The organism is Polaromonas sp. P1_F2 (assembly GCF_056405735.1).
Genome location: NZ_JBFUBN010000006.1, coordinates 68,905 through 89,856 on the forward strand (window position 1 = coordinate 68,905; position 20,952 = coordinate 89,856).

The window sequence follows — 20,952 nt, forward strand, 5'->3', positions numbered from 1 at the left end:
TTACAAACCTGGCAGCGGCAGCAGCTTGCCTTCGGCCGACGAGGGCGGCGCGATGCGCAGCACGCGCGACAGCGTGGGCGCGATGTCGACCACTTCCACACGCGCATCGATGCGGCCGGGTTTGACCCAGGCAGGGCCGTAGACCAGGATGGGCACCTGGGTGTCATAGGGATGGGGTGAGCCGTGCGTGGCAACCGTGTTGCCGAACATCCAGCCGGGCCTGGGCGAATACTGCACTTCGCCCGAGACATCGGGGTGCCAGGATTTGCGGATCTGCTCGAAGAAAGGCGCGCCGGCGCGGCTGCCGCTTAGCAGCTCGCGCCGGGTATAGGCCGCGGCGAAGCCGGGCTCGGCCAGCAGCAGCGCGCGGGTTTCCTCGGCCACGGCGTCGGCATCGGCCCGCTTTTGCGCGATGAGCTGTTTGTTGAGCAGCACGCTGGAGCCCGAGAAGCCCGCGGCCCATGTGCCTTCGCCGAAACGTTTTTCCAGCCCGGCGTTGATGCGGCCCAGCACCTGGCTGCCGTTGATGCGGCCGGACTCGCGGCCCTGGCTGGCGTTGTATTCGGGCGCGGGCATGAAGCCGTGGTCGGCGGTGAGCACGGCGATGTAGTTGTCCTTGCCGATGCGCGCGTCCAGGTCCAGGAAGAAGGCCTGCAGCAGGCGGTCCAGCTGCAGAAAATGGTCGTGCGAGAGGCGCGACTCGGCGCTGAAGGCGTGGTTCACGTAGTCGTGGCCGGATAGGCTGACCGAGAGGATGTCGGGGATGTCGTCCTGGCCGAGTTGCTCGCCGGCGATGGCGGCCCGCGCGAAGTCCAGCGACATGGCATCAACAAACGGGCCGCGCAGCAGCGAGTTGTAAAAGCGCGGGCCGGGCGCCGCGTCTTCCTTCGCGCCGAACATGGCCGGCAGGCCGCCGCCCGCGGGGCCGTACCAGGGCTGCTGGTCAGGCAGCGAACGCGCGTAGGCGGCTTCGGGCAGCAAGGCTTTCCATTCAGTCTTGAAATAGCGGTCGGCCGGCTTGGCGGCGTTGTAGCTGTCGACCCAGGCCGGGTGCGCGGCCATGTAGTGGGTGCTGGAGGCGAACTGCCCTGTCGCGCCCATATACATATAGGCGATGCCGGTCTTGCCGGCCGGCAGGATGGCGCCGCGGTCCTTGCCGGAGATGCCGATGACCTTGGAGCGGCTGTCGACACGGCGCAGCACGTCACCGACGGTTTCGGCCTTGAGGTTTTTCGGGCTGGTGCCGTCGAGCGCGTTGGTCTTGTGGCCTATGTAGGTGGCAGAGGTGTCGCCGGTGCAGTACACCGGTTCGGCCGTGAGCGGGTCGCGCCAGTCGTTGCCGATGATGCCGGTGCGCTGCGGGTAGGCGCCGGTCAGCATGGTGGCGTGGCCGGCCGCGGTGACAGTGAATGCATGGCCGTAGTGCGCGTTGGCGAACCAGGCGCCGCGGTCCAGGAAGCGCGCGAAGCCGTCGGGCGCGAGCTGGTCCCGGTAGTCCAGCACCTGGCGCTGCGGCAGGCCGTCGACGACCAGGAACACCACCAGTTTGGGGCGCGGCGCGTTGCCGGGTGCGGCGGCGCAGCTGACAAGCAATGTGGCGGCCAGCGAGGCGGCCAGCAGGCGTAAAAGAGTGTGAGCTTTCATGGCTGCGATGCTAAAGCAGTTCAGGCCGGGCCTACCCCCGTAATGACCCGCGCCGGTCGCATCCATGGGTGTGTCTCCCAGCGGCGCCGCATCATGCACGCATGGCCGCCGCCGAGTTGCAAGAAAATGTTGCAGCCCTGTTAGCGCGGCATTTTTGCCACTATTCACCTGCACCCTTTAGGGGCGGGGATTGACGCGGATTTTGCTTATGGGGCAGGATGGCCTCATGGTGAACAGCATCGCGCCCTATGCGGCGAGTCCTGGACAAGCGGAAGTCGAGCGTGTGGTGACAGCCAGCATCTGCCACATGAAGGAAGGCATCTACGCGCAGATGGAGGACATCCGCGCGCACTCCCTGCGCCACAACGCGGTGGACGGCATCCACGCGATCCTGCAATACCAGAGCGGCTGGTTCATCCACTGGGCGGAAGGCCCGTCGCCGGCGCTGCGCGCCCTGCTGCAGCGCATGGCCGAAGACCCGCGCCACCACTCGCCGCATACCCTGCACCTGAGCCGAGGCCGGCGCATCCTGCCCACGCCCTGGTCCATGGTGATGTCGCAGGCCACCGAGTCGGCCGTGCAGTTCGGCCGCCGCGTGGTGGCGCTGCGCGAGCAGTTCGAAAAAGGCGTGCAGTACGGGCCCTCCTCCGTGCTGCGGCGCCTGTCGGCGCCCATGCAGTTGCCGCAGGCGCAAGGCCTGGCCGACCCCGAAGCTTTCCACCGGGTCGGCATTTGCGCGGCCGGCGGCAACGAGGCCTTCGCCATGGTCGGCTGGCTGGCGCAGCGCACCGGCGGGACCGTGGCCAAGCGGCGCTTCGCGGGCGAACAGGACATGGACGGCAGCAGCGAATACGTGGAATTCATGGAAAGCGGCCATCCCTGCCGCATGATCGCGGTGGCGCGCAACGGCCTGACCCACGGGCTGCGCCGCGCCTTCCTGCCGGACTGGCCGCATTTTGTGATGCTGTTCAGCGGCGCCCCCAAATTCGACGACGCGCTGATGGGCCGCATGACCGCGGCCTGCGAGGGCCTGCCGGCCACGCCGGCCTTGCTGGGCATCGCCCCGAATGCTGAAACCCACGAGCGCATGCAGGCCGAGGCCCAGGCGGCGCACCTGGCCTATCTGGCCGCGGGCACCGCCAGGCCCGATGACTGCAATGCCATCTGGCAGGTGGTGCAGGCGCAGCTCCAGCGCGCCGGCGAGCCGCCGAGCTCGATGTGGGACGTGCCGCGCATGGCGGCCTGAGACCGCTGCCAACGGCCCCGACGGCGCCTGCCGGCCTGCACCGATACACTCCGGTGCATGAAAAAAGAAGACATCGCCCCGTTCTTTGCCACCCTCAAGGCCGCCAACCCGATGCCGGTGACGGAGCTTGAATACACCAGCGTGTTCGAGCTACTGGCCGCCGTGCTGCTGAGCGCGCAGGCGACCGACGTGGGCGTGAACAAGGCCACGCGCAAGCTCTACCCGGTGGCGAATACGCCGCAGGCCATCCTCGACCTGGGACTCGAGGGGCTGGAGTCTTACATCCGCACCATCGGCCTGTACCGCACCAAGGCCAAAAACCTGCTGGCGACCTGCGAGATATTGGTGAAGCAGCACGGCGGCCAGGTGCCGCGCACACGCGAGGCGCTGGAGGCCCTGCCCGGCGTGGGCCGCAAGACGGCCAATGTGGTGCTGAACTCGGCCTTCGGCGAGGCGGTGATGGCGGTGGACACGCACATCTTCCGCGTGAGCAACCGCACCGGCCTGGCGCCCGGCAAAAACCCGCTCGAAGTCGAGATGAACCTGCTCAAGCGCGTGCCCACCGACTACCTGGTCGACGCGCACCATTGGCTGATCCTGCACGGGCGCTATGTGTGCATCGCGCGCAAGCCGCTGTGCTGGCAATGCGCGGTGGCGCCCTGGTGCGATTACGAACCGAAGACGCCGCCGCCTTCGGCTTGAGCCCGCTGTGCCTTAACGTGCGAAGGTGCCGTCGGCTCGGATCATCGTCAGATTGACAAAGCGTGAGCCCAGGTTGCTCTGCTTGCTGTAGGTCACCGCGAAGCCGCCCAGGTCTTCGTTGGTGAAGGATTCCAGCGTGCTGATGAGCTTGGCGCGTGTGACGGGTGCCGGCGTCTTCTGCAGCGCGCGCACCACCAGCTTGGCATTGAGGAAACCCTCCATGCTGTTGTAGCTGAACTTCTTGTCGGCAGTTCCCGAGATCACGGTCTGGTATTCCTTCACGGCGGCGTTGCCAAGTTCTGTGAAGGGGTAAGGCACGACCTGGGAGGCGATGGTGCCGGCGGCAGACTCCTTGAGTTCGGCATGCAGGCCGGAGGACACGCTGAGCACCATGAACTGCGCGCTCGCGCCCTTGGCCTTGTAGGCCCTGATGAAAGCGGCATTCGGTTTGGCCTGGGCGATAAGGATCACGGCCTGAGGCTGGGCGGCGGCAATCAGGTCCACCGCCTTGGCCACGTCCACCGTGCCGCGCGGCACGGGTGCCACGGCGACGGGCGCGGCATTGCGCTTTTGCATGGCGGCATTGAGGGCCTCCAGGCCTTCCTTGCCGAAGGCGTCGTCCTGGTAGGCGACGGCGATCTTGTTGATGCCTATGGTCCAGGCGTGGTTGACGGCGGCCTCGATCTCGTCGGTGGTGCTGGCGCGCACATGGAACAGGTTGGGCACAAAAGGGTCGCGCAGCGACTTGGCGCCGCTGGTGTTGCCGATCTGGGCGATGCCGGCGCCCTGGACGATGGGCACGATTTTCAGCATGTTGGCGGTGCCGCGAAAACCCACCAGGGCCACGGCGTTCTGCTCGATCAGCGCCTTGGTGTTGTCGGCGGTCTTGTCGGGGTTAAAGCCGTCGTCCAGGCTGACGAGCTTGATCTTCTCGCCGCGTATGCCGCCCTTTTTGTTGACGTCGTCAAAGTAGGCGTTCATGCCGCGCACGTAGTCGGTGGTGAGCGCGGCGCTGGTGCCCGAGAGGTCGCCCGAGTGGCCCAGGATGATGTCGGCCGAGGCGCCCACGCTGGCGGCGCACAGGAAAAAAACGGCCAGCAGACGGCCGGCCCTTGAAAAATTCACAACTGTCATGAAACGATCCCTACCCTTGTTGTTGAAAAACTTGTTGTCCATAAAAAAACCGGCGCGAGGCCGGTTCCACCCCATTGGGCGCGATGTCAGGCGTCAATCTTGACCTTGGCTTGCTCCGCCACCTGCGCCCATTTTTTCTGCTCCATCTTGATGAAGGCCGCGAATTTTTCGGTGCTGCCGCCGCCGTCTTCGGCGCCGTACTGGTCCATTTTTTCCTGTACGTCGGGCATGGCCAGCACCTTGTTGACGTCCTCGTTCATGCGCTGCACCATGGCCGGCGGCATCTTGGACGGGCCCATGAGGCCGTACCACACCGTCGCCTCAAAGCCCGGAAAGCCCGATTCCGCCATCGTGGGCACATTGGGGTGGCCCTTGGCGCGCTTCAGGCGCGTCTGCGCCAGCGCGATGGCCTTGCCGCTCTTGACGTGGGGCGTGGCCGAGGTCATGGTTTCAAAGCAATAGTTGACCTGCCCGCCGATCAGGTCGACCAGGGCCGGGCCGGAGCCGCGGTAGGGAATGTGCAGCGCGAAAATTTTCGCCTGCAGCTTGAACATCTCCAGCGCGAAGTGCTGGGCCGAGCCGCCGCCGGCCGAGGCGAAGCTGATCTGGCCGGGCTTGGCCTTGCACAGCGCGACCAGGTCCTTGACGGTCTTGGCGGGCTGGTCGGCGTTGCAGATCAGCATGTTGGGCGTAACACCGACCATGCTGATGGGCACGTAGTCGCGCTCGGGGTTGTAGCCCAGCTTGAGGCCCAGCGCCGGCGCCAGCGCGTGGCTGTTGATGTGGGCCATGAGCAGGGTGTTGCCGTCGCCGGGCTGCTTGGCCACGTAGTCGGCTGCGATTACGCCGGCGGCACCGCCCTTGTTTTCAATCACCACCGAGATGTTCCACATGGTGGAGAGCTTTTGCCCGACCACGCGCGCCAGCGCGTCGGTGCCGCCGCCGGGCGGAAAACCCACAACGATGCGGACCGGCCCGGACGGCAGGGTTTGCGCCCTGAGCATGGGCGATGCCACCATGGCGGCCGTGGCCGCCGTCGCGCTGATAAAGGTTCTGCGTTGCATGGTTTCCCTTCCTGATCGGTAATGTAAAAAGCTCGGTGACAGTTTGGCGGGTTAACGTGACGTAAATATTGGCGTTGTTGGCAAGCGTCTTTTTCAGGTTTTTGTCAAATCTGGTCAGACCTTGTCAGGCCGCCTTACGCTGCGGCACCACGGCCGCATGGCTGGAAAAATGGTCCATGGCGGCTTGCACGCCAGAACCCGCGAGTTTGACACCCGCAAGTTTCAGGCCCATTTCACAGCCGCTCAGCGCGGCCATCAGCGTGAGGTCGTTGCAGTCGCCGAGGTGGCCGATGCGGAACATCTTGCCCTTGACCTTGCCGAGGCCGGTGCCGAGCGAGCAGTCAAAGCGTTCGTAAATGATCTTTCGCACCGCGTCGGYGTCCACGCCCTCGGGCGTCATCACGCCGGTGAGCACCGGCGAATAGACGGCCGGGTCGGCGCACTGGATCTGCAGGCCCCAGGCCTTGACCGCCGCGCGCACGCCGACGGCCCAGCGCTGGTGCCGTGCAAATACCGTTTCCAGGCCGTGCTCGAGCAGCATGTCGCAGGCTTCGCTGAGCGCGTACAGCAGGTTGGTGTTGGGAGTGGACGGCCAGTAGCCGGTCTTGTTCATCTCGATGATCTCGTCCCAGGCCCAGAAGGCCTTGGGCAGCGTGGCCTTCTTGCTGGCCTCGATGGCCTTGGCGGAGACGGCATTGAAGCTGATGCCGGGCGGCAGCATCAGGCCTTTTTGCGAGCCGCTGATGCTGACGTCGACGCCCCACTCGTCATGGCGGTAGTCGGCGGAAGCGAGACCGGAAATTGTGTCGACCAGCAGCAGCGCCGGGTGTTTGGCGGCGTCCATGGCCTTGCGCACGGCGGCGATATTGCTGGTGACGCCGGTGGAGGTTTCGTTGTGCACCACGCAGACGGCCTTGATGCTGTGCTGGGTGTCGGCCTTCAGGCGCTCTTCAATCAGCGCGGCCTGCACGCCATGGCGCCAGACGTCGGCGCCGGGGTAGCTGATGACTTCGGTCTTCAGGCCCAGGCGCGCCGCCAGCTTTTGCCACAGCGCGGCGAAATGGCCGGTTTCGTACATCAGCACGTGGTCGCCGGGGTTCAGGGTGTTGGACAGGGCCGCTTCCCAGGCGCCGGTGCCGGAGGCCGGGTAAATGATGACGGGCTGTTTGGTCTGGAAGATCTTCTTGATGTCTGCCAGCACTTTCAGGCCCAGTGCGGCGAATTCAGGGCCGCGGTGGTCAATGGTGGGCAGGCTCATGGCCCGCAGGATGCGGTCAGGCACCGGCGAGGGGCCGGGAATCTGCAAGAAATGACGTCCCGTGGGGTGAAAGTCAAGCGTCAACATGGCGGTCTGCTCCTGAAGTAAGCCCCTATTTTTTGCATACAAAATTCATTTGTCAAGTCACCATAAGACTACAAATTGATTTGACAGGGGTATTTTTTGCATACAAAATTTCCACATGGTTGCTGAAATCATCCCCATCCCGCGTGCGGCACTGCACGAACAGGTCGCGCACCGGCTGCGCCAGATGCTGGTGGAAAACCGCATCCTGCCGGGCGCCAAGCTCAATGAGCGCGAACTCAGCGAGGTGCTCAACGTCTCGCGCACGCCGCTGCGCGAGGCCATCAAGATGCTGGCCGCCGAAGGCCTGGTGGAGCTGCTGCCGAACCGCGGCGCGATCGCGGTGGAGCTGACGGAAGCCGACGTACTCAACACCTTCGAGGTGATGGCCGGGCTGGAAGCACAGTCGGGCGAACTGGCGGCCGAACGCATCACCGCGGCCGAACTGGCGGAGATCAAGGCCATGCATTTCGAAATGCTGGCCGCCTACACGCGCCGCGACCTGCCCAATTACTACCGGCTCAACGCCGCGATCCACAACGCCATCAACGCCGCGGCCAAGAACCCGGTGCTGGCCAGCACCTACGCGCAGGTCAATGCGCGCCTGCAGGCACTGCGCTTTCGCTCCAACCAGGACGAGGAAAAATGGAAAGCGGCCGTGAAAGAACACGAACAGATGATTGAGGCCCTGGAGGCGCGTGACGCGGCGGCCATGCGCCGCGTGCTGCTGGACCACCTGGCCAACAAGCGCGATGTCGTGGTGCAGCAGCTGCGTACCGCCGTGGCGGAAAGCGCCAAGGCCTGAGCCGTAGCCGGGCCTGGCGCCCGGACCGCCCATCCCTCCCCACAGCCCCACACAGAAAAAAGGCGAAACGCCGCGATGAACGCCCCCCTCCCCCTCAAGATCAGCCGCGAGGCCGCGGCCCAGGCTTATGACGACGTGGCCCGCGTCAGCAATGAGGTCGCCGGCCGGCTGGCCGCGCGGCTGGCCGCCGAAACCCAGGGCGAGGTGCTGTTCTCGCCGGCGGACCGGGGCCGCTACGCCACCGACGCGTCCATCTACCAGCTGACGCCGGTGGGCGTGTTCGTGCCGCGCACCGATGCCGACGTGAAAACCGCCCTGGACATCTGCCGCGACCTGCAGGTGCCCATCGTCCCGCGCGGCGGCGGCACCAGCCAGTGCGGGCAGACCGTGGGCGCGGGCCTGGTCATAGACCATGCCAAACACCTGCGCAACATCCTGGACGTGGACCTGGGCGAACGCACGGCCGAAGTCCAGCCCGGCATCGTGCTGGATCACCTGAACGCCTCGCTCAAGCAGCACGGCCTCTGGTACCCGGTGGACGTGTCGACCAGCGCGCAGGCCACGCTGGGCGGCATGGCGGGCAACAACTCCTGCGGCAGCCGCAGCATCGCCTACGGCAACATGGTGCACAACGTGCTGGGCGCGACCGCCTGGCGATCCGACGGCAGCCTGCTGGAACTGGGGCGCTACGACAAGGCAGGCAGCGCCGCGCGCGAACTCGGCGATTACGTCAAGGCGCTGTCCGACCAGCTGCGGCCCGAGCTCGAAGCGCACTGGCCCAAGGTACTGCGCCGGGTGGCCGGCTACAACCTGGACATCTTCAACAACCAGAACGAGAAGCCCTACACACAGGACGGCTCGGTCAACCTGGCCCACCTGCTGGTGGGCAGCGAAGGCACGCTGGCGCTGACGAAGTCGCTGACACTGCGGCTGGCCGAGCTGCCGCGCACCAAGGTGCTGGGCGTGGTGAACTTCCCGACCTTCTACAAGGCGATGGACACGGCCCAGCACATCGTGCAGCTGGGCGGCGATGGCACGCTGAGCGCGGTCGAGCTGGTGGACCGCACCATGATCGAGCTCTCGCTGCAGAACCCGGCCTTCGCGCCGACGGTGCGCACCGCCCTCATCGGCCGGCCCGACGCGATCTTGCTGGTGGAGTTTTCGGGCAAGTCCAAGTCCGAACTGGTGCCCAAGATGCGCCAGCTGGTCGAGCTGATGGGCGACCTGGGCCTGCCCGGTTCGGTGGTCGAGATGATCGAGGACGCACCGCAGAAAAACCTCTGGGAAGTGCGCAAGGCGGGCCTGAACATCATGATGAGCCTCAAGGGCGACGGCAAGCCGGTCAGCTTCATCGAAGACTGTGCCGTGCCGCTGGAGCACCTGGCCGAATACACCGACGCGCTGACGCAGGTCTTCCGCAAATACGGCAGCAAGGGCACCTGGTATGCCCACGCCTCGGTCGGCACGCTGCACGTGCGGCCCATCCTGGACATGCGGCGCGAGGGCGGCGCCAAGATGCGCGCGATTGCCGAAGAGGCCTCGGCCCTGGTGCGCCATTACAAGGGCGCCTACAGCGGCGAGCACGGCGACGGCCTGTGCCGCGGCGAGTGGATCGAATGGCAGTTCGGACCGAAGATCAACGACGCTTTTGCGCAGATCAAGAACTACCTCGACCCGATCAATCTGCTGAGCCCGAACCGCATCATCAATCCGCCGAAGATGGACGACGCGCGGCTGATGCGTTTCCCGCCCAGCTACAAGGTCATCCCGATCAAGACCGCGCTCGACTGGAGCGCCTGGAACGTGCAGAACGACCCGGTGACCGAGCAGACCAGCGAGCCGGGCACGGGCGGCGACCCGGCCCAGGGTTTTGCCAAGGCCGTGGAGATGTGCAACAACAACGGCCACTGCCGAAAGTTCGATGCCGGCACCATGTGCCCCAGCTACCGCGCCACACGCGACGAAAAACACCTGACGCGGGGGCGCGCCAATACGCTGCGCCTGGCGCTGAGCGGGCAGTTGGACGGCCTGAAGGCGGAAGACGCTTTCACCAGCGAAGCCGTGCAGGAAGCCATGGATTTGTGCGTGGGCTGCAAGGGCTGCAAGCGCGACTGCCCCACCGGCGTGGACATGGCCAAGATGAAGGTGGAGTTTTTGCACCACTACAAGGCCAGGCACGGTTACACGCTGAAAGACCGGCTGGTCGCCCACCTGCCCGACTATGCGCACTGGGCCAGCCGCTGCGCACCGCTGCTCAACCTGCGCGACAAGATTCCGGGCATGGCCGCGTTGAGCGAAAAGCTGCTGGGCCTCTCGGCGCGCCGCACCCTGCCGCAGTGGAGCGGCAATACCTTCTGGAAGCAGCTCGACGCCTCGGGCGAGCCCGGCGCCGCGCCGCACGGCCGCATCCACACCGCCACCCGCGAAGAAGTGCTGGCCGCCACGCGGCCCGTGGTGCTGTTCGTGGACACCTTCAACGGCTATTTCGAATCCGAAAACGCGCTGGCCGCGCTCAAGGTGCTGCAGGCCGCCGGCTACACGGTGCATGTCGCCGCCAAGACCACGCCCGACGGTAAAAGCCTGTGCTGCGGCCGCACCTACCTGGCCGGCGGCATGGTGGACAGGGCCAAGGCCAAGGCGCGCGAGGTGGTGGGCGCCCTGCTACCCTTCGCCGAGCAAGGCATCGCCATCGTCGGCCTGGAGCCTTCCTGCCTGCTGACGCTGCGCGACGAGATGCTGGTGATGGGCCTGGGCGAGGCGGCGCAGGCCATCAGCCGCCATGCACTGCTGCTGGAAGAGTTTTTGGCGCGCGAGGCGGCCGACGGCAAGCTCGAGATGCTCAAGGGCCGGCTCAAGCCTTCAGCCCAGCCTATTCTGTTGCACGGCCACTGCCACCAGAAAGCCTTCGGCGCGGTGAGCCCCATTCTGGACGTGCTCAAGCTGATTCCGGGCGCCAAGCCTGAGCTGATTGAATCCAGCTGCTGCGGCATGGCCGGCAGCTTTGGTTATGAAGCTGCGCACTACGATGTGTCGATGCAGATGGCCGAGCTGAGCCTGCTGCCTGCGGTGCGCAAACAGCCCGACGCGATCGTGGTGGCCGACGGCACCAGTTGCCGCCACCAGATCAAGGACGGCGCGCAGCGCGAGGCGATCCACGTGGCGGTGCTGCTGGCGCGGCAGCTGCAGGGCTGAGAACACCGAAACCAGCCGGGCGCCCAGGGCCTTTCACCGTTTGGATCACACCATGGATGCATGCCTGAGGTGAAGCGACAGGCCCAGGGCCGCCATGCGTTTGTCGTTGCGCCCCAGGATTTCTTCGGCCAGCGGAAGAAAGAACTCTTCCTCATAGCGCGCATGGGCGAGGTAGGCCTGCACCAGGGCTTCGACGGCCACCAGGTCCAGTTCGGCGGGCCGGTTGTTTGCCACCGCCCTCACCGCGGGCTCCAGTGACTTCCAGAGTGCATCGATGCGGCGGTGATCGGCGGTCAGGCGCATCACCAGGGTCTGGACCCGGATCGCTTCCTCCCCCTTGACGGCATTGCGCAACACGGCGGGAAACAGCTCGCCCTCCTCGTCGGCATGGTGCCCGGCCACGGCGTATTTGAAGAGGCTCAAGGTGCGGGTGGCGATGGTGTGGGCCTGCGCCTGGGCCGCCAGCAGGCCCGGCAGCTCCGCGAAGGCCTGCAACTGCGAGGCAATGCTGAAGTGGCATTGTGAGAACCCGGCCAGCGGCAGGGCCAGGTCGGTGGGCCCCGCAGCGGCTGGCGATGCCGACGATTGCTCGCCGTGAAGGGTGGCGTGATGAGTGGTCATGGATCTGCCCCTGGTTAGCGGCAGCACCTGCCGGGCGGCCGTCCCGGTAACTGCCGGGACGACCCACCGGAACCGAGCCGCCAGTTTGACTATAGGGGCGGCCGCCGGCGACGCTGTTGATCTACATCAAGCGGGCGAGCGGCTCCCCCCGGGGCCGTGTCAGAATACCCGGAAATTTATTCCAACAGGAAATGCTGCGCGGCGTAAGCGGCATTCGCCAGGACCCAATGTGGCTCAGTCCGGCACGAATTTCGCGTTGAAGGTGGCCTCGTCCTCGGGCAGCTCCAGCGTGACCAGCTGGCCCATGCGCATGTCCGCCAGCCGACAGGCGCCGAACAGGCTGTACTTGCCCTTGAAGCGATAGCTTTCCAGGTCGATGAGCATGAAAGAATGCGGCACAAACACCTGGTGCAGGAAAATCGTGCGGTGCCGGTTGCGCGGCGACGGAAAGAGCTTGTAATGCTCGGTGGTGATGCTTTGTGCTGCTGCCATGATGTCGGTAGTGCGGGCGATCCGGTGTAATGCGCTACCCTGGACTGTAAGCTCTGGAGCCCGCCACCGCGGTTTTTTTGCATCTTCCTTTTCCCGTTGCCGACTTCCCTTTTGCATGGAACCCTATGACCGAGCGCTATCCCACCCCCGACAAGGAAGCCATCGCCCTGCTGGAGCCCTTCGAGCGGCTGGGCCTGGAACAGATAGAGGTGGTCTCCACGCCCGCCCGGGCAGCCCAGGCGCTCAAGGATCTCACGGGCGCCACTGTGCTGGGCTTTGATACCGAATCCAAACCCACCTTCGCCAAAAACGAAGCCTCCGAAGGCCCGCACATCGTGCAGCTCTCGGCTCTGGACAAGGCCTGGATCTTTCAGCTCGAAGACGCCGAATGCCGCCGCGCCGTCGGCCTGGTGCTCAGCTCACCCGCCGTGATCAAAGCCGGCTTCGGCCTGGGCGACGACCAGCGCCGCATCATCCGCAAGCTGGGCGTGGACCTGCAAGGCGTGCTGGACCTGAACGTGGTCTTCCGTGAACGCGGTTACCGCAAGGACATGGGCGTGCGCGGCGCCGTGGCCGTGGTGTTCAACAAGCGCTTCCTCAAATCCAAAAAAGCGGCGACCTCCAACTGGGCCAATGAACGGCTCACGGAAGCGCAAATCGTCTACGCGGCCAATGATGCCTACGGGGCGCTTCGGGTGTACAAGGCCCTCGGGCTACCGTAGAGCCATTCGCTCATCAGCTTCAAGCGTGCCCTCTCTCGTTGAAGGCTGATCACCCTTCTACCTGCGACGGGCTTGAACCTCTTCAGGCGTCACGAATTCAACCAGATGGCTGGTGAATTTGAAACGCACGTAGTTAATGACCTCGGCGATTTCTTCGTTAGGCAGCGTAGTCCAGCTGGGCATGCCGCCGGTTTTTGAGCCATTCACCATGATTCCGATGGCGCTGTCGTTTTTGGCGAGCGCAGAGGCATTGCCCAGGTCTGGAATGGGCCCGGCTCCACGGCCATTGGCCTGATGGCAGGCGGCGCAGTTGGCCTGGTAGGTGCGCTCACCCAACCCCATTTTCTGGCTCGCGTTCATCGCGTAATACGGAACCGTGGGGGGTCGGATAATGGCGGCCCTCGGCGGAACGAGCTTGAAACTGACGGTACCGGGGTGCCCGGCCGGCAGAGGCGGCTCCGCGAATTTACCCCCTGCGGTGTTCGCCAGATAGGCCACCGCCCTGGCCAGTTCCAGTTCCTGAAAGTCACCGCCCGCCTGGGAAGGCATGACACCCTTGCCCTTGAGAGTGGACTGAAGCATGGAAGCAAAACCCGACCGGATACGTGGCGCCCAGGCGGCGACGTCGCCCTGTTTTGGCGAACCGGCGATGCCGCTGGCATGGCAGGCCACGCACAGCGCGCGATAAACCTCTTCGCCGCTCGCGACATTCCGCGTGCGCACCTGGGCCGGGGCCTCAGTCGCGGCAATGGCAACACCTTTAACCGGCGGGTTAAGCCGGTCGGCCATCTCCAGCGCGCGTTTTGCCCCCGCAGGGCTGAACATGCCCTTGGTGACTTTGTCCCGAATGCTTTGGGCCAGAAGTCCCAACATGGTGTTCGTCAAGCCCTTGAGGCTCTCGATCAGCTTCTGCATCGCCGCCTGTTCTTCCGTGGAACCAGTGGACGCTGGCAGGGATGTCTGGGCGGTCGTTCGAGCGCCGCGCTCAACAACCAGCACACTCCAGTTGAGCGCGTCCAGATACTCTTCCTCATAGGCGCGAGGATTGGCGGCGAACGCTTTTTCGTAGCGCGCCAACAAGGGCTGTATCAGTTTGGGGACTTCGGGCTCAGCGGTGTTTTTTGCCAACCCATCGAGGTATTCGTCGACAATGCCTGATGCCCGGGCGGGATCCAGCAGCTTGCGCAAATTCGCGCCGTTTTCAGGATCCGAATACTTGACTGGCGGCTCCGGCAGCAACACCTGCCGGCTTTCAAAAGCCAACAACTCGGATGAAAACGTACGCAGGTTTTCACCGGCCCATGCCAGGTTGTACAAACCCGCCCCCAGAACGCCGACAACCAGCAAGGTCAAACGCAACATCGTGGCCCCTCCTTCTTGTTTGGTATGCATTATCCAGGCACGCATCGCGCCAACGCATAGCATGGCATACCGGGAGCACCGATTACATTATTCCCATCAAGGAAATTTTCATGAAAAACCCGTACCTGTTGTCTCTTGTGTTGCTTGCCGCCGCCCTGCTCTCCGGTTGCGCCGCCGAGCTGCTCAGCAATACCGAAAAACTGATCATCGTCAAAGGCCGCCCTTCGCAGCTCGCGGACGCCTCGGAGATCGCCGAAACCCAGTGCCAGAAGCGCGCCGGCCAGCATGCCCGGCTGATCACCAAGCCAGCCGAAGGTCAATACGGCTTTGAGTGCGTGCGCTGAGCAGGCCTTCCCTCTGATTCGGCTTTGAGCCCCAAGCCCCGAGGGCCGGCCGGTCAGGTGTCGCGCAAGGCAGCCTCGGCCCAGCGCAGAAAGCCCTGCCCTGCCTCGGTGAAGTGCGCGTGCCCGCGCAAGAGCTCAAATCCCTCGCGCGCCTGGGCTCGCAACTCGTTCAGGCGGGCGGCGGCTTCGCACCGCTCCGCAGCATCAAGGCCGTTGCCCTCCAGGTAACGGACCAGCGCCATGACGCAGTGCAGGTGCACATACACTCCCTCGAAGATGCCAACCACAGGGCGAGGGTCGGTACGCCAGCCGACACGAAAGCGCGCGCGTGTCTGTCCGGCTTGCAGCAGCGGAACGGCCTCCTCGACGTAGCGCAGCTTGACGTGGCTGTGCTCATGCACCAGGCTCTCGAGGGTGCGCAGGATGCTGGACGGATGGATCCATGCGGCGCCCTGCATGGATGAGATCGTGAATCCCTCCATCTGCCAGCCTGGCGGCGGCATGCGCGGCACCACGACACGCATCATGCAGCGCCAGTCCTCGTACTCCTCAGGCCAGACCGACAGCAGGGCTTGCGCTGCTTCGACGACGGGACGATGGCGGCCCTGCGGGTAGGAACGCTCCCGCGCGTCGATTTCCTGCTCGCGCACGGCACTGCCGCGCTCGGGTGTGCGTGTCTCGTCGAGCGACACCCGCAGGCCCGGCAAGTCGTTGCGGACCACGATGTTGGATCGCGGCAGCACCGCCTCCGTCGGGACAAGACATGAGCTCAGCGTCTGGACGCCCGAGCTCGGGCGGCTCAGTTGCACCCATGCCCCTTTGCGCCTGCATTGCCAGCCGCCGTCCGGATAGCCGGCCGGCAGCTCGACGCTGCTGGCGCAATCCCAGGTTTCTATGCGGCCATCGCGCGCCATCAACACCCTGGCGCGCGGCGACGTTTCGGTAAAGCCCGGCACGTAATTGGCGACCGCCGCGAGCAGCGGCTCGAGGGCCGCCGGCGGTGCGCCCTCGATCAGCGCACGCCCCGTCGCGTGCAGCCAACGGCGATACAGAGGCGACGATCCGATGGCGATGCGTTCATGCACCAACAGCGCTTCGAGGTCGACCGCAGCCTGTTCCCAACGTTCGCGGTGCGCAGCCAGCGCCGGCGAAGTCCGCACGATGTCGGCCAGGGCCCGGAAGTCATCCAGGCGGTCGAATGCCGAAGCGCCGACCAGTTCGGCCGTGATGACGGCGTCCGGCATCAGGGCGAGTTCGACGAAATCGGCGGACTGCAGCTCAGGCCTGGAGGCCTGCGGCGGCATTTGCTGGGTCACTGTGGACATGGGTATCTCGCTGTTGAAGTGAGGATTCGATGAGGCCGAGGGCAGTGTCAAAAAAATGCATCTGGTCCGCGCACAGCACGGATTCGCGCGACGAGATGCCGTCGCTGGCGTCGCTGCGGCCGGGCAGGAAACCACCCCCGCAGACCCGGCGGTGGCGGCAGCCTCCACATTTCGCGGGAAGTTCGGCGCGCAGGTTGAGCAGCCGGGCGAACAGCGGATCGCCGGCCAGCACGGCAATGCCGTCCGTATCAATATGAAAGGGCGTGCCGGCCGAGCCGTCGCCCGCCACGCGCAGGTAGTCGGGGTATTCGTAGCTGCCGTCGGTATTGACGACGAACATGTTGTAGCTATCGTTCACCAGGGCATCGATATGACCCTGCCCTCCCAGCGCGACGTGCAGCAGATTGTTGAAGAGCCGTATGGTGAGGCCCGGATCATCCAGTGCCCACCAGGCGCGGAACAGATCCGCAAACCAGGCGCCGTAGCGCGGCTCGGCGGCATAAGCGCGCGAAGCGCCCAGCGGCCAGGGCGGGTTCCGCCAATTGAATTCGATGGGCCACAACACATCGACCTTTGGAACCGGCAGGCTGCGCACCCAAGCGAGGAATTCGGGCGGCGACAACGAAGGGTTGGCCACCGAAAGGAAACCACCGATCAGGGCGCCGTCACCGTCATCCAGCATGCGATTGACGTTGGCCATGACGCGCTCATAAGTGCCACGGCCGAGCTTGTCAACGCGCGCGGCATCGTTCACCTCGCGCGGACCGTCGAGGCTGACGCCGAGCGACACCCGGTGCTCGCGAAACAGCGCGAGCAATTCCGGGTTGACCGGCTGCACCAGGTTGGTCTGCACAGCGACATCGAGATGCCACCCCTGGTCGCGGCGCCGCTCGACCGCTGAAAGCAGCGCGGCAAAGCTGGCATCTGGCCAGAGCATGGGCTCACCGCCATGCAAGACGATAGAGAAGGGTTCGGGCTCGCCCGGTGGATAGTAGTCGCAGATGCGGTCCAGCAGGCGCAAGGCGGTGTGCAGCGGCATGCGGGCCGGCATGCGCTTGAAGGTCTGGTCCGCCTGGTTGAACATGTAGCAGTAGGTGCAATCGATGTCACATACCGCGGTCAGCTTGACGATGGCCGAGCGAAACATGGTGGAAGCAAGGATGGAGCCGGGGCCTGGACGGGGCACGCGAGACGGGCTCGCGCACCCCGCTACGGCTAGCCGGCAGTTACCACTTCAGGCCGAACACGATGCTGATAGCTGCCGGGTTGAACCCCGGGCGGCCAGCGAGCTGGGCAATGGCGGTCTCAAGAATGCGGCCTTCCACGACCTTCTGGTTGAGTGAGTGCACGTCCCCTTTGAAATTGGATGTCAGGCTACGCGGCAAGGCATGGGCTTCCGCGTTGTTCGAGGTGGTAGTCATAAGAATTTTCCTTATAGGTTGGTTAACAACTTCACACTTCAAGTGACGGTTCGGGTGCCGGTGAAACGACAGGACGAAACAAGCTTTGCATCCAGACGAACGTTGATCACGCTTTGCCGTCCCGGCGGATGCTAGCCAGTCTTGGCGGCAAAGAACAGGTCGAAAGGGGGGAGCTTCAGGAAATCCGACAAACATTTACCGCGAGCAGACAATTCGCGCGAACTTGCTTGATGAACTCGAATACCTTTCAACGTCTTCACAAGCGTTCAGCAAGCAACGCGATGAGCGCAGCAAGAGCAGCGGCACATAGACCGCACAGGCCGCACAGGCGCACCGAGCGAGATCAAAATCTGAAGGGGAGAACGATGCAGAAAATAGCGACCGAGAAAGGTATCGCGGGCGTCAGCCGCCGCGACCGATGGGCCTGGTGCCATCCAGCATGCCGTCCAGAGAGGAAGCGGCATGAATGAACGCCTCACGGTTCGCCTGCACAAAATCCTGAGGGCACCCTGGGCGATTCCACCGGTTGACTACTACCGCGTGATCGGGACGGTCCACCGCGGAATGGAGTTCGGCTTTCTGGCCATCACGCGCGACGGCTGTTATCTGCAGGTCAACGGTTCCGTGGTCCAGCGCTTGAACCATGCCGACGTGGATGCCGCCATTGGCAGCGCCGAGCACTTGTCTGCGGCCAGACCCATGCAAGCCCCGGCACCGACACCGGCACCGATGCATTCCGCCGGGCCGGTAACGGTCATACGCAAAAAAAAGCGCACGCCCGCTGAAGCGGGTGTTGCGCCTTGACGGCCGTCAGCAGACGTTAGAAATCTCCCGACGCTCCATGCGCCAGGCTTTCGAATTTGGTGATGCGGTTGATGAAGGCCAACTTCACCGTGCCCGTGGGGCCGTTACGCTGCTTGCTGATGATGACCTCGGCGACGCCGGGCTCCTTGCAAGCCTCTTTGGTGTAGTACTCGTCGCGGTAGATGAACATGATGATGTCGGCGTCCTGCTCGATGGCGCCGGATTCGCGCAGGTCGCTCATCATGGGGCGCTTGTCGGTGCGCGACTCGACGCCGCGGCTAAGCTGCGAGAGGGCAATCACCGGGCATTGCAATTCCTTGGCCAGCATTTTCAGGCCTCGCGAGATTTCACCGACGGCGGTGGCGCGGTTCTCGTCGGCCATGCCGCCGGAGACGCTCATGAGCTGCAAATAGTCGACCACGATAAGGCCGAGCTTGCCGCACTGCCGTGCCAGCCGCCGGGCGTTGGCGCGCAGCTCGCTTACGGTGAGGCCCGGTGTTTCATCGATGTGCAGTGAGACGGTGCGCAGCTTTTCAATCGCTTCGGTCAGGCGCGGCCATTCTTCGTCGGTCAGGCCGCCGGTACGCAAATGGGTCTGGTCGATGCGGCCTATGGAACCGACGATACGCACGGCAAGCTGGGAGGCACCCATTTCCATGGAAAACACGGCCACCGGCAAGCCCTCGTTGAGCGCGACGTGCTCGGCGATGTTGATGGCCAGCGCGGTCTTGCCCATGGAAGGACGCGCCGCCAGGATGACCAGGTCGCCGGCCTGGAAACCGGAGGTCATCTGGTCGAGGTCCCGAAAACCCGTGGGCACGCCGGTGACGTCCTGCGGGTTTTCGGCCATCTCGGTCACGCGGTCCAGCAGGCTCACGACCAGCGTGTCCATGCTCTGGAAGCCTTCCTTCATGCGCGAACCCTGCTCGCCGATCTTGAAGATCTTTTGCTCGGCTTCGTCGAGGATGGTGGCGACGTCCTTGCCCTGCGGGTTGAAGGCGTTGGTGGCAATTTCGTCGGAAGCCGAGACCAGCTTGCGCAGGATGGAGCGCTCGCGCACGATTTCCGCATAACGGCGGATGTTGCTGGCGCTGGGCACGTACTGCGCGAGTGAATTCAAATAGCTCAGGCCCCCTACCTCGTCGGCCTTGCCCTGGTTCTGCAGGTATTCGTAGACGGTGATGATGTCGGCCGGCTTGGTGGCGTTGATCAGCGCGCCTATGGCGCCATAAATCAGCTTGTGTTCCGAACGGTAGAAATCCTCGTCAACCAGCAGGTCTCCCACCCGGTCCCAGGCACCGTTGTCGAGCAGCAAGCCGCCCAGGACACTGGATTCGCCCTCGATGGAATGCGGCGGGATGCGCAGCTGGGCGATCTGGCGATCGGGGCTGTAGCCGGGATCGTCATAGGTGGAAAGTACGGCGGACATGGGTTTCCTTGGGAGAGGGTGAATGGTACGCCGGGAGCGCAAAACACCGCGGGATAAGGCTGTGGATAACCAGGGGAAATCGGGTGGAAATACGGCGGGAAGATGTGCACAGCCGGCGCCGGCGACCGGCCATGAAAAAAGCCGCTCGGCGAGCGGCTTTTTAAGTGAGGGAGAAAACGCTTAAGCGGTTTCGCCGTACACAGTGACGGTGATGTCCACAGCCACGTCAGTGTGCAGGGCCACGGTCACGGCGTGGTCGCCAACGATCTTCAGCGGGCCGTTAGGCATACGGATCTGCGACTTCAGGACAGGGAAGCCCTGCTTGGTCAGCTCAGCCGAAATGTCGTGGTTGGTGACGGAACCGAACAGGCGACCGTCAACACCGGCTTTTTGCGTGAGCTTGACGGTGGTGCCGCCGAGCTTTTCGCCCTGGGCTTGCATCTCGGCCAGCTTGGCGGCCGCAGCCTTTTCGAGTTCGACGCGCTTGGCTTCGAATTCGGCCTTGTTGGCTTCGGTGGCGCGGCGTGCGCGGCCCGAAGGGATCAGGAAGTTGCGTGCGTAGCCGTCTTTGACCTTGACGATTTCGCCGAGGTTACCGAGGTTCACGACTTTGTCGAGCAGAATGATTTGCATGGTCGCGCTCCTTACAGGGTACGGTGCTGGTCGCTGTAAGGCAGCATCGCGAGGAAGCGAGCGCGCTTGACGGCGGTGTTGATCTGGCGCTGGAAAATCGCGCGCGTGCCGGTCAGGCGTGCGGGGATGATTTTTCCGTTTTCGGCGACGAAATCGCGCAAGGTGTCGATGTCCTTGTAGTCGATTTCTTCAACGCCGGCGGCGGTAAAGCGGCAAAAGCGCTTGCGCTTGAACAGCAGGGATTGGGTATTGCGCTTGGGGCGCTTGTCTTTGTTGAAACGTTTTGGTCCGGCCATGATGGACTCCTTAAATGGGGTTCGGTACTTGCTCTACCTTGTGCAGAGCTTGAATGTGGAAAACAACGCCTTTGCTGGTGCGCGCATTGATGAGGAAACCGGTGAACCTGAAGGGCTGGCCTAGCGGAGATTTGGCTGATTGCTCAGCCAGCGTTCCGAAGGCAACCGCCCTGACCGTCAACTTGACCTGCCTGGTGACTCCGGCTTCGACGACTTCGGACTCGTGTTCGAGAACGAAATTGGCGGCGGGGATTCCAGCGGGCGTGTAGCGAAGAGGACTTGCCTCGGCGATACAAGCGGTCAGTTCAACGTGGTTCACTGCGGGCTTTTGCTCAATGGCAGCTGCGCGGCAGCGAGGCGTTCAACAGCATGGT

General features: G+C 64.3%; 21 protein-coding genes. 7 read left to right on the forward strand and 14 right to left on the reverse strand.

Translation table 11 applies throughout. From position 1 onward, the window contains the following. Positions 1-1,644 (reverse strand): alkaline phosphatase family protein, encoded by a 1,644-nt coding sequence (locus AC1D0O_RS13635; RefSeq protein WP_477654051.1) that lies wholly within the window; start codon positions 1,642-1,644, stop codon positions 1-3. Between the two features lie 226 nt (positions 1,645-1,870). Between AC1D0O_RS13635 and AC1D0O_RS13640 the strand changes: the two genes are divergently transcribed. Continuing rightward, a complete protein-coding gene (locus AC1D0O_RS13640; RefSeq protein ID WP_477654052.1) occupies positions 1,871-2,890 on the forward strand; it encodes a BLUF domain-containing protein in 1,020 nt (339 codons plus the stop codon). A gap of 57 nt (positions 2,891-2,947) precedes the next feature. Continuing rightward, complete coding sequence (nth, locus tag AC1D0O_RS13645; RefSeq protein ID WP_477654053.1) at positions 2,948-3,592, forward strand: endonuclease III; 645 nt, start codon at positions 2,948-2,950, stop codon at positions 3,590-3,592. Between the two features lie 12 nt (positions 3,593-3,604). On the opposite strand, the gene AC1D0O_RS13650 is transcribed toward nth, so the two are convergent. From AC1D0O_RS13650 to AC1D0O_RS13660, 3 genes are all read right to left on the reverse strand, one after another. Next, positions 3,605-4,726, reverse strand: a complete 1,122-nt coding sequence (locus AC1D0O_RS13650) for an ABC transporter substrate-binding protein (protein WP_477654054.1) — start codon at positions 4,724-4,726, stop codon at positions 3,605-3,607. Between the two features lie 86 nt (positions 4,727-4,812). Beyond that, entirely contained in the window at positions 4,813-5,790 is a 978-nt protein-coding gene (locus AC1D0O_RS13655) for a Bug family tripartite tricarboxylate transporter substrate binding protein (RefSeq protein ID WP_477654055.1), read from the reverse strand. Between the two features lie 124 nt (positions 5,791-5,914). Then, positions 5,915-7,135 carry a pyridoxal-phosphate-dependent aminotransferase family protein gene (locus AC1D0O_RS13660; protein WP_477654056.1) on the reverse strand — a complete coding sequence of 407 codons (1,221 nt, stop codon included), beginning with the start codon at positions 7,133-7,135 and terminating at the stop codon, positions 5,915-5,917. A 115-nt stretch (positions 7,136-7,250) separates the two neighbouring features. Here AC1D0O_RS13660 and AC1D0O_RS13665 point away from each other — a divergent pair, with 115 nt between their 5' ends. Both AC1D0O_RS13665 and AC1D0O_RS13670 read left to right on the forward strand, forming a co-directional pair. Beyond that, positions 7,251-7,937, forward strand: coding sequence for a GntR family transcriptional regulator (locus AC1D0O_RS13665; protein WP_477654057.1), 687 nt, complete (start codon positions 7,251-7,253; stop codon positions 7,935-7,937). Between the two features lie 75 nt (positions 7,938-8,012). Then, positions 8,013-11,129, forward strand: coding sequence for an FAD-binding and (Fe-S)-binding domain-containing protein (locus tag AC1D0O_RS13670; RefSeq protein ID WP_477654058.1), 3,117 nt, complete (start codon positions 8,013-8,015; stop codon positions 11,127-11,129). A gap of 45 nt (positions 11,130-11,174) precedes the next feature. Here the strand turns inward: AC1D0O_RS13670 and AC1D0O_RS13675 are convergent, their stop codons facing one another. Then, a complete protein-coding gene (locus AC1D0O_RS13675; protein WP_477654059.1) occupies positions 11,175-11,750 on the reverse strand; it encodes a hemerythrin domain-containing protein in 576 nt (191 codons plus the stop codon). 234 nt (positions 11,751-11,984) lie between these two features. Then, the gene (locus AC1D0O_RS13680; protein WP_477654060.1) at positions 11,985-12,242 is read right to left on the reverse strand and encodes a hypothetical protein; all 258 of its coding nucleotides are present in this window, start codon (positions 12,240-12,242) and stop codon (positions 11,985-11,987) included. A gap of 125 nt (positions 12,243-12,367) precedes the next feature. Here AC1D0O_RS13680 and AC1D0O_RS13685 point away from each other — a divergent pair, with 125 nt between their 5' ends. Beyond that, positions 12,368-12,964 (forward strand): 3'-5' exonuclease, encoded by a 597-nt coding sequence (locus tag AC1D0O_RS13685; protein WP_477654061.1) that lies wholly within the window; start codon positions 12,368-12,370, stop codon positions 12,962-12,964. Between the two features lie 57 nt (positions 12,965-13,021). Here AC1D0O_RS13685 and AC1D0O_RS13690 read toward each other — a convergent pair whose 3' ends face one another. Continuing rightward, entirely contained in the window at positions 13,022-14,326 is a 1,305-nt protein-coding gene (locus AC1D0O_RS13690; RefSeq protein ID WP_477654062.1) for a c-type cytochrome, read from the reverse strand. A gap of 110 nt (positions 14,327-14,436) precedes the next feature. Between AC1D0O_RS13690 and AC1D0O_RS13695 the strand changes: the two genes are divergently transcribed. Continuing rightward, on the forward strand, positions 14,437-14,670 hold the full coding sequence (locus AC1D0O_RS13695) for a hypothetical protein (RefSeq protein WP_477654063.1): 234 nt from the start codon (positions 14,437-14,439) through the stop codon (positions 14,668-14,670). Positions 14,671-14,723: 53 nt separating this feature from the next. Here the strand turns inward: AC1D0O_RS13695 and AC1D0O_RS13700 are convergent, their stop codons facing one another. From AC1D0O_RS13700 to AC1D0O_RS13710, 3 genes are all read right to left on the reverse strand, one after another. Then, the gene (locus AC1D0O_RS13700; protein ID WP_477654064.1) at positions 14,724-15,995 is read right to left on the reverse strand and encodes an aKG-HExxH-type peptide beta-hydroxylase; all 1,272 of its coding nucleotides are present in this window, start codon (positions 15,993-15,995) and stop codon (positions 14,724-14,726) included. Further along, the gene (locus tag AC1D0O_RS13705) at positions 15,949-17,142 is read right to left on the reverse strand and encodes a radical SAM protein (protein WP_477654065.1); all 1,194 of its coding nucleotides are present in this window, start codon (positions 17,140-17,142) and stop codon (positions 15,949-15,951) included. The genes AC1D0O_RS13700 and AC1D0O_RS13705 overlap by 47 nt, the downstream gene beginning before the upstream one ends. A gap of 79 nt (positions 17,143-17,221) precedes the next feature. Further along, positions 17,222-17,416, reverse strand: a complete 195-nt coding sequence (locus AC1D0O_RS13710; protein ID WP_477654066.1) for a hypothetical protein — start codon at positions 17,414-17,416, stop codon at positions 17,222-17,224. A 462-nt stretch (positions 17,417-17,878) separates the two neighbouring features. Here AC1D0O_RS13710 and AC1D0O_RS13715 point away from each other — a divergent pair, with 462 nt between their 5' ends. Further along, entirely contained in the window at positions 17,879-18,220 is a 342-nt protein-coding gene (locus AC1D0O_RS13715; RefSeq protein ID WP_477654067.1) for a hypothetical protein, read from the forward strand. 16 nt (positions 18,221-18,236) lie between these two features. Here AC1D0O_RS13715 and dnaB read toward each other — a convergent pair whose 3' ends face one another. From dnaB to priB, 4 genes are all read right to left on the reverse strand, one after another. Beyond that, entirely contained in the window at positions 18,237-19,649 is a 1,413-nt protein-coding gene (gene dnaB / locus AC1D0O_RS13720; RefSeq protein ID WP_477654068.1) for a replicative DNA helicase, read from the reverse strand. Positions 19,650-19,829: 180 nt separating this feature from the next. After that, positions 19,830-20,282, reverse strand: a complete 453-nt coding sequence (rplI, locus tag AC1D0O_RS13725; protein WP_477654069.1) for a 50S ribosomal protein L9 — start codon at positions 20,280-20,282, stop codon at positions 19,830-19,832. Between the two features lie 11 nt (positions 20,283-20,293). Then, positions 20,294-20,578 carry a 30S ribosomal protein S18 gene (gene rpsR, locus AC1D0O_RS13730; RefSeq protein WP_007871078.1) on the reverse strand — a complete coding sequence of 95 codons (285 nt, stop codon included), beginning with the start codon at positions 20,576-20,578 and terminating at the stop codon, positions 20,294-20,296. 10 nt (positions 20,579-20,588) lie between these two features. Beyond that, positions 20,589-20,897, reverse strand: coding sequence for a primosomal replication protein N (priB, locus tag AC1D0O_RS13735; RefSeq protein ID WP_436155045.1), 309 nt, complete (start codon positions 20,895-20,897; stop codon positions 20,589-20,591). Positions 20,898-20,952 lie beyond the last annotated feature (55 nt).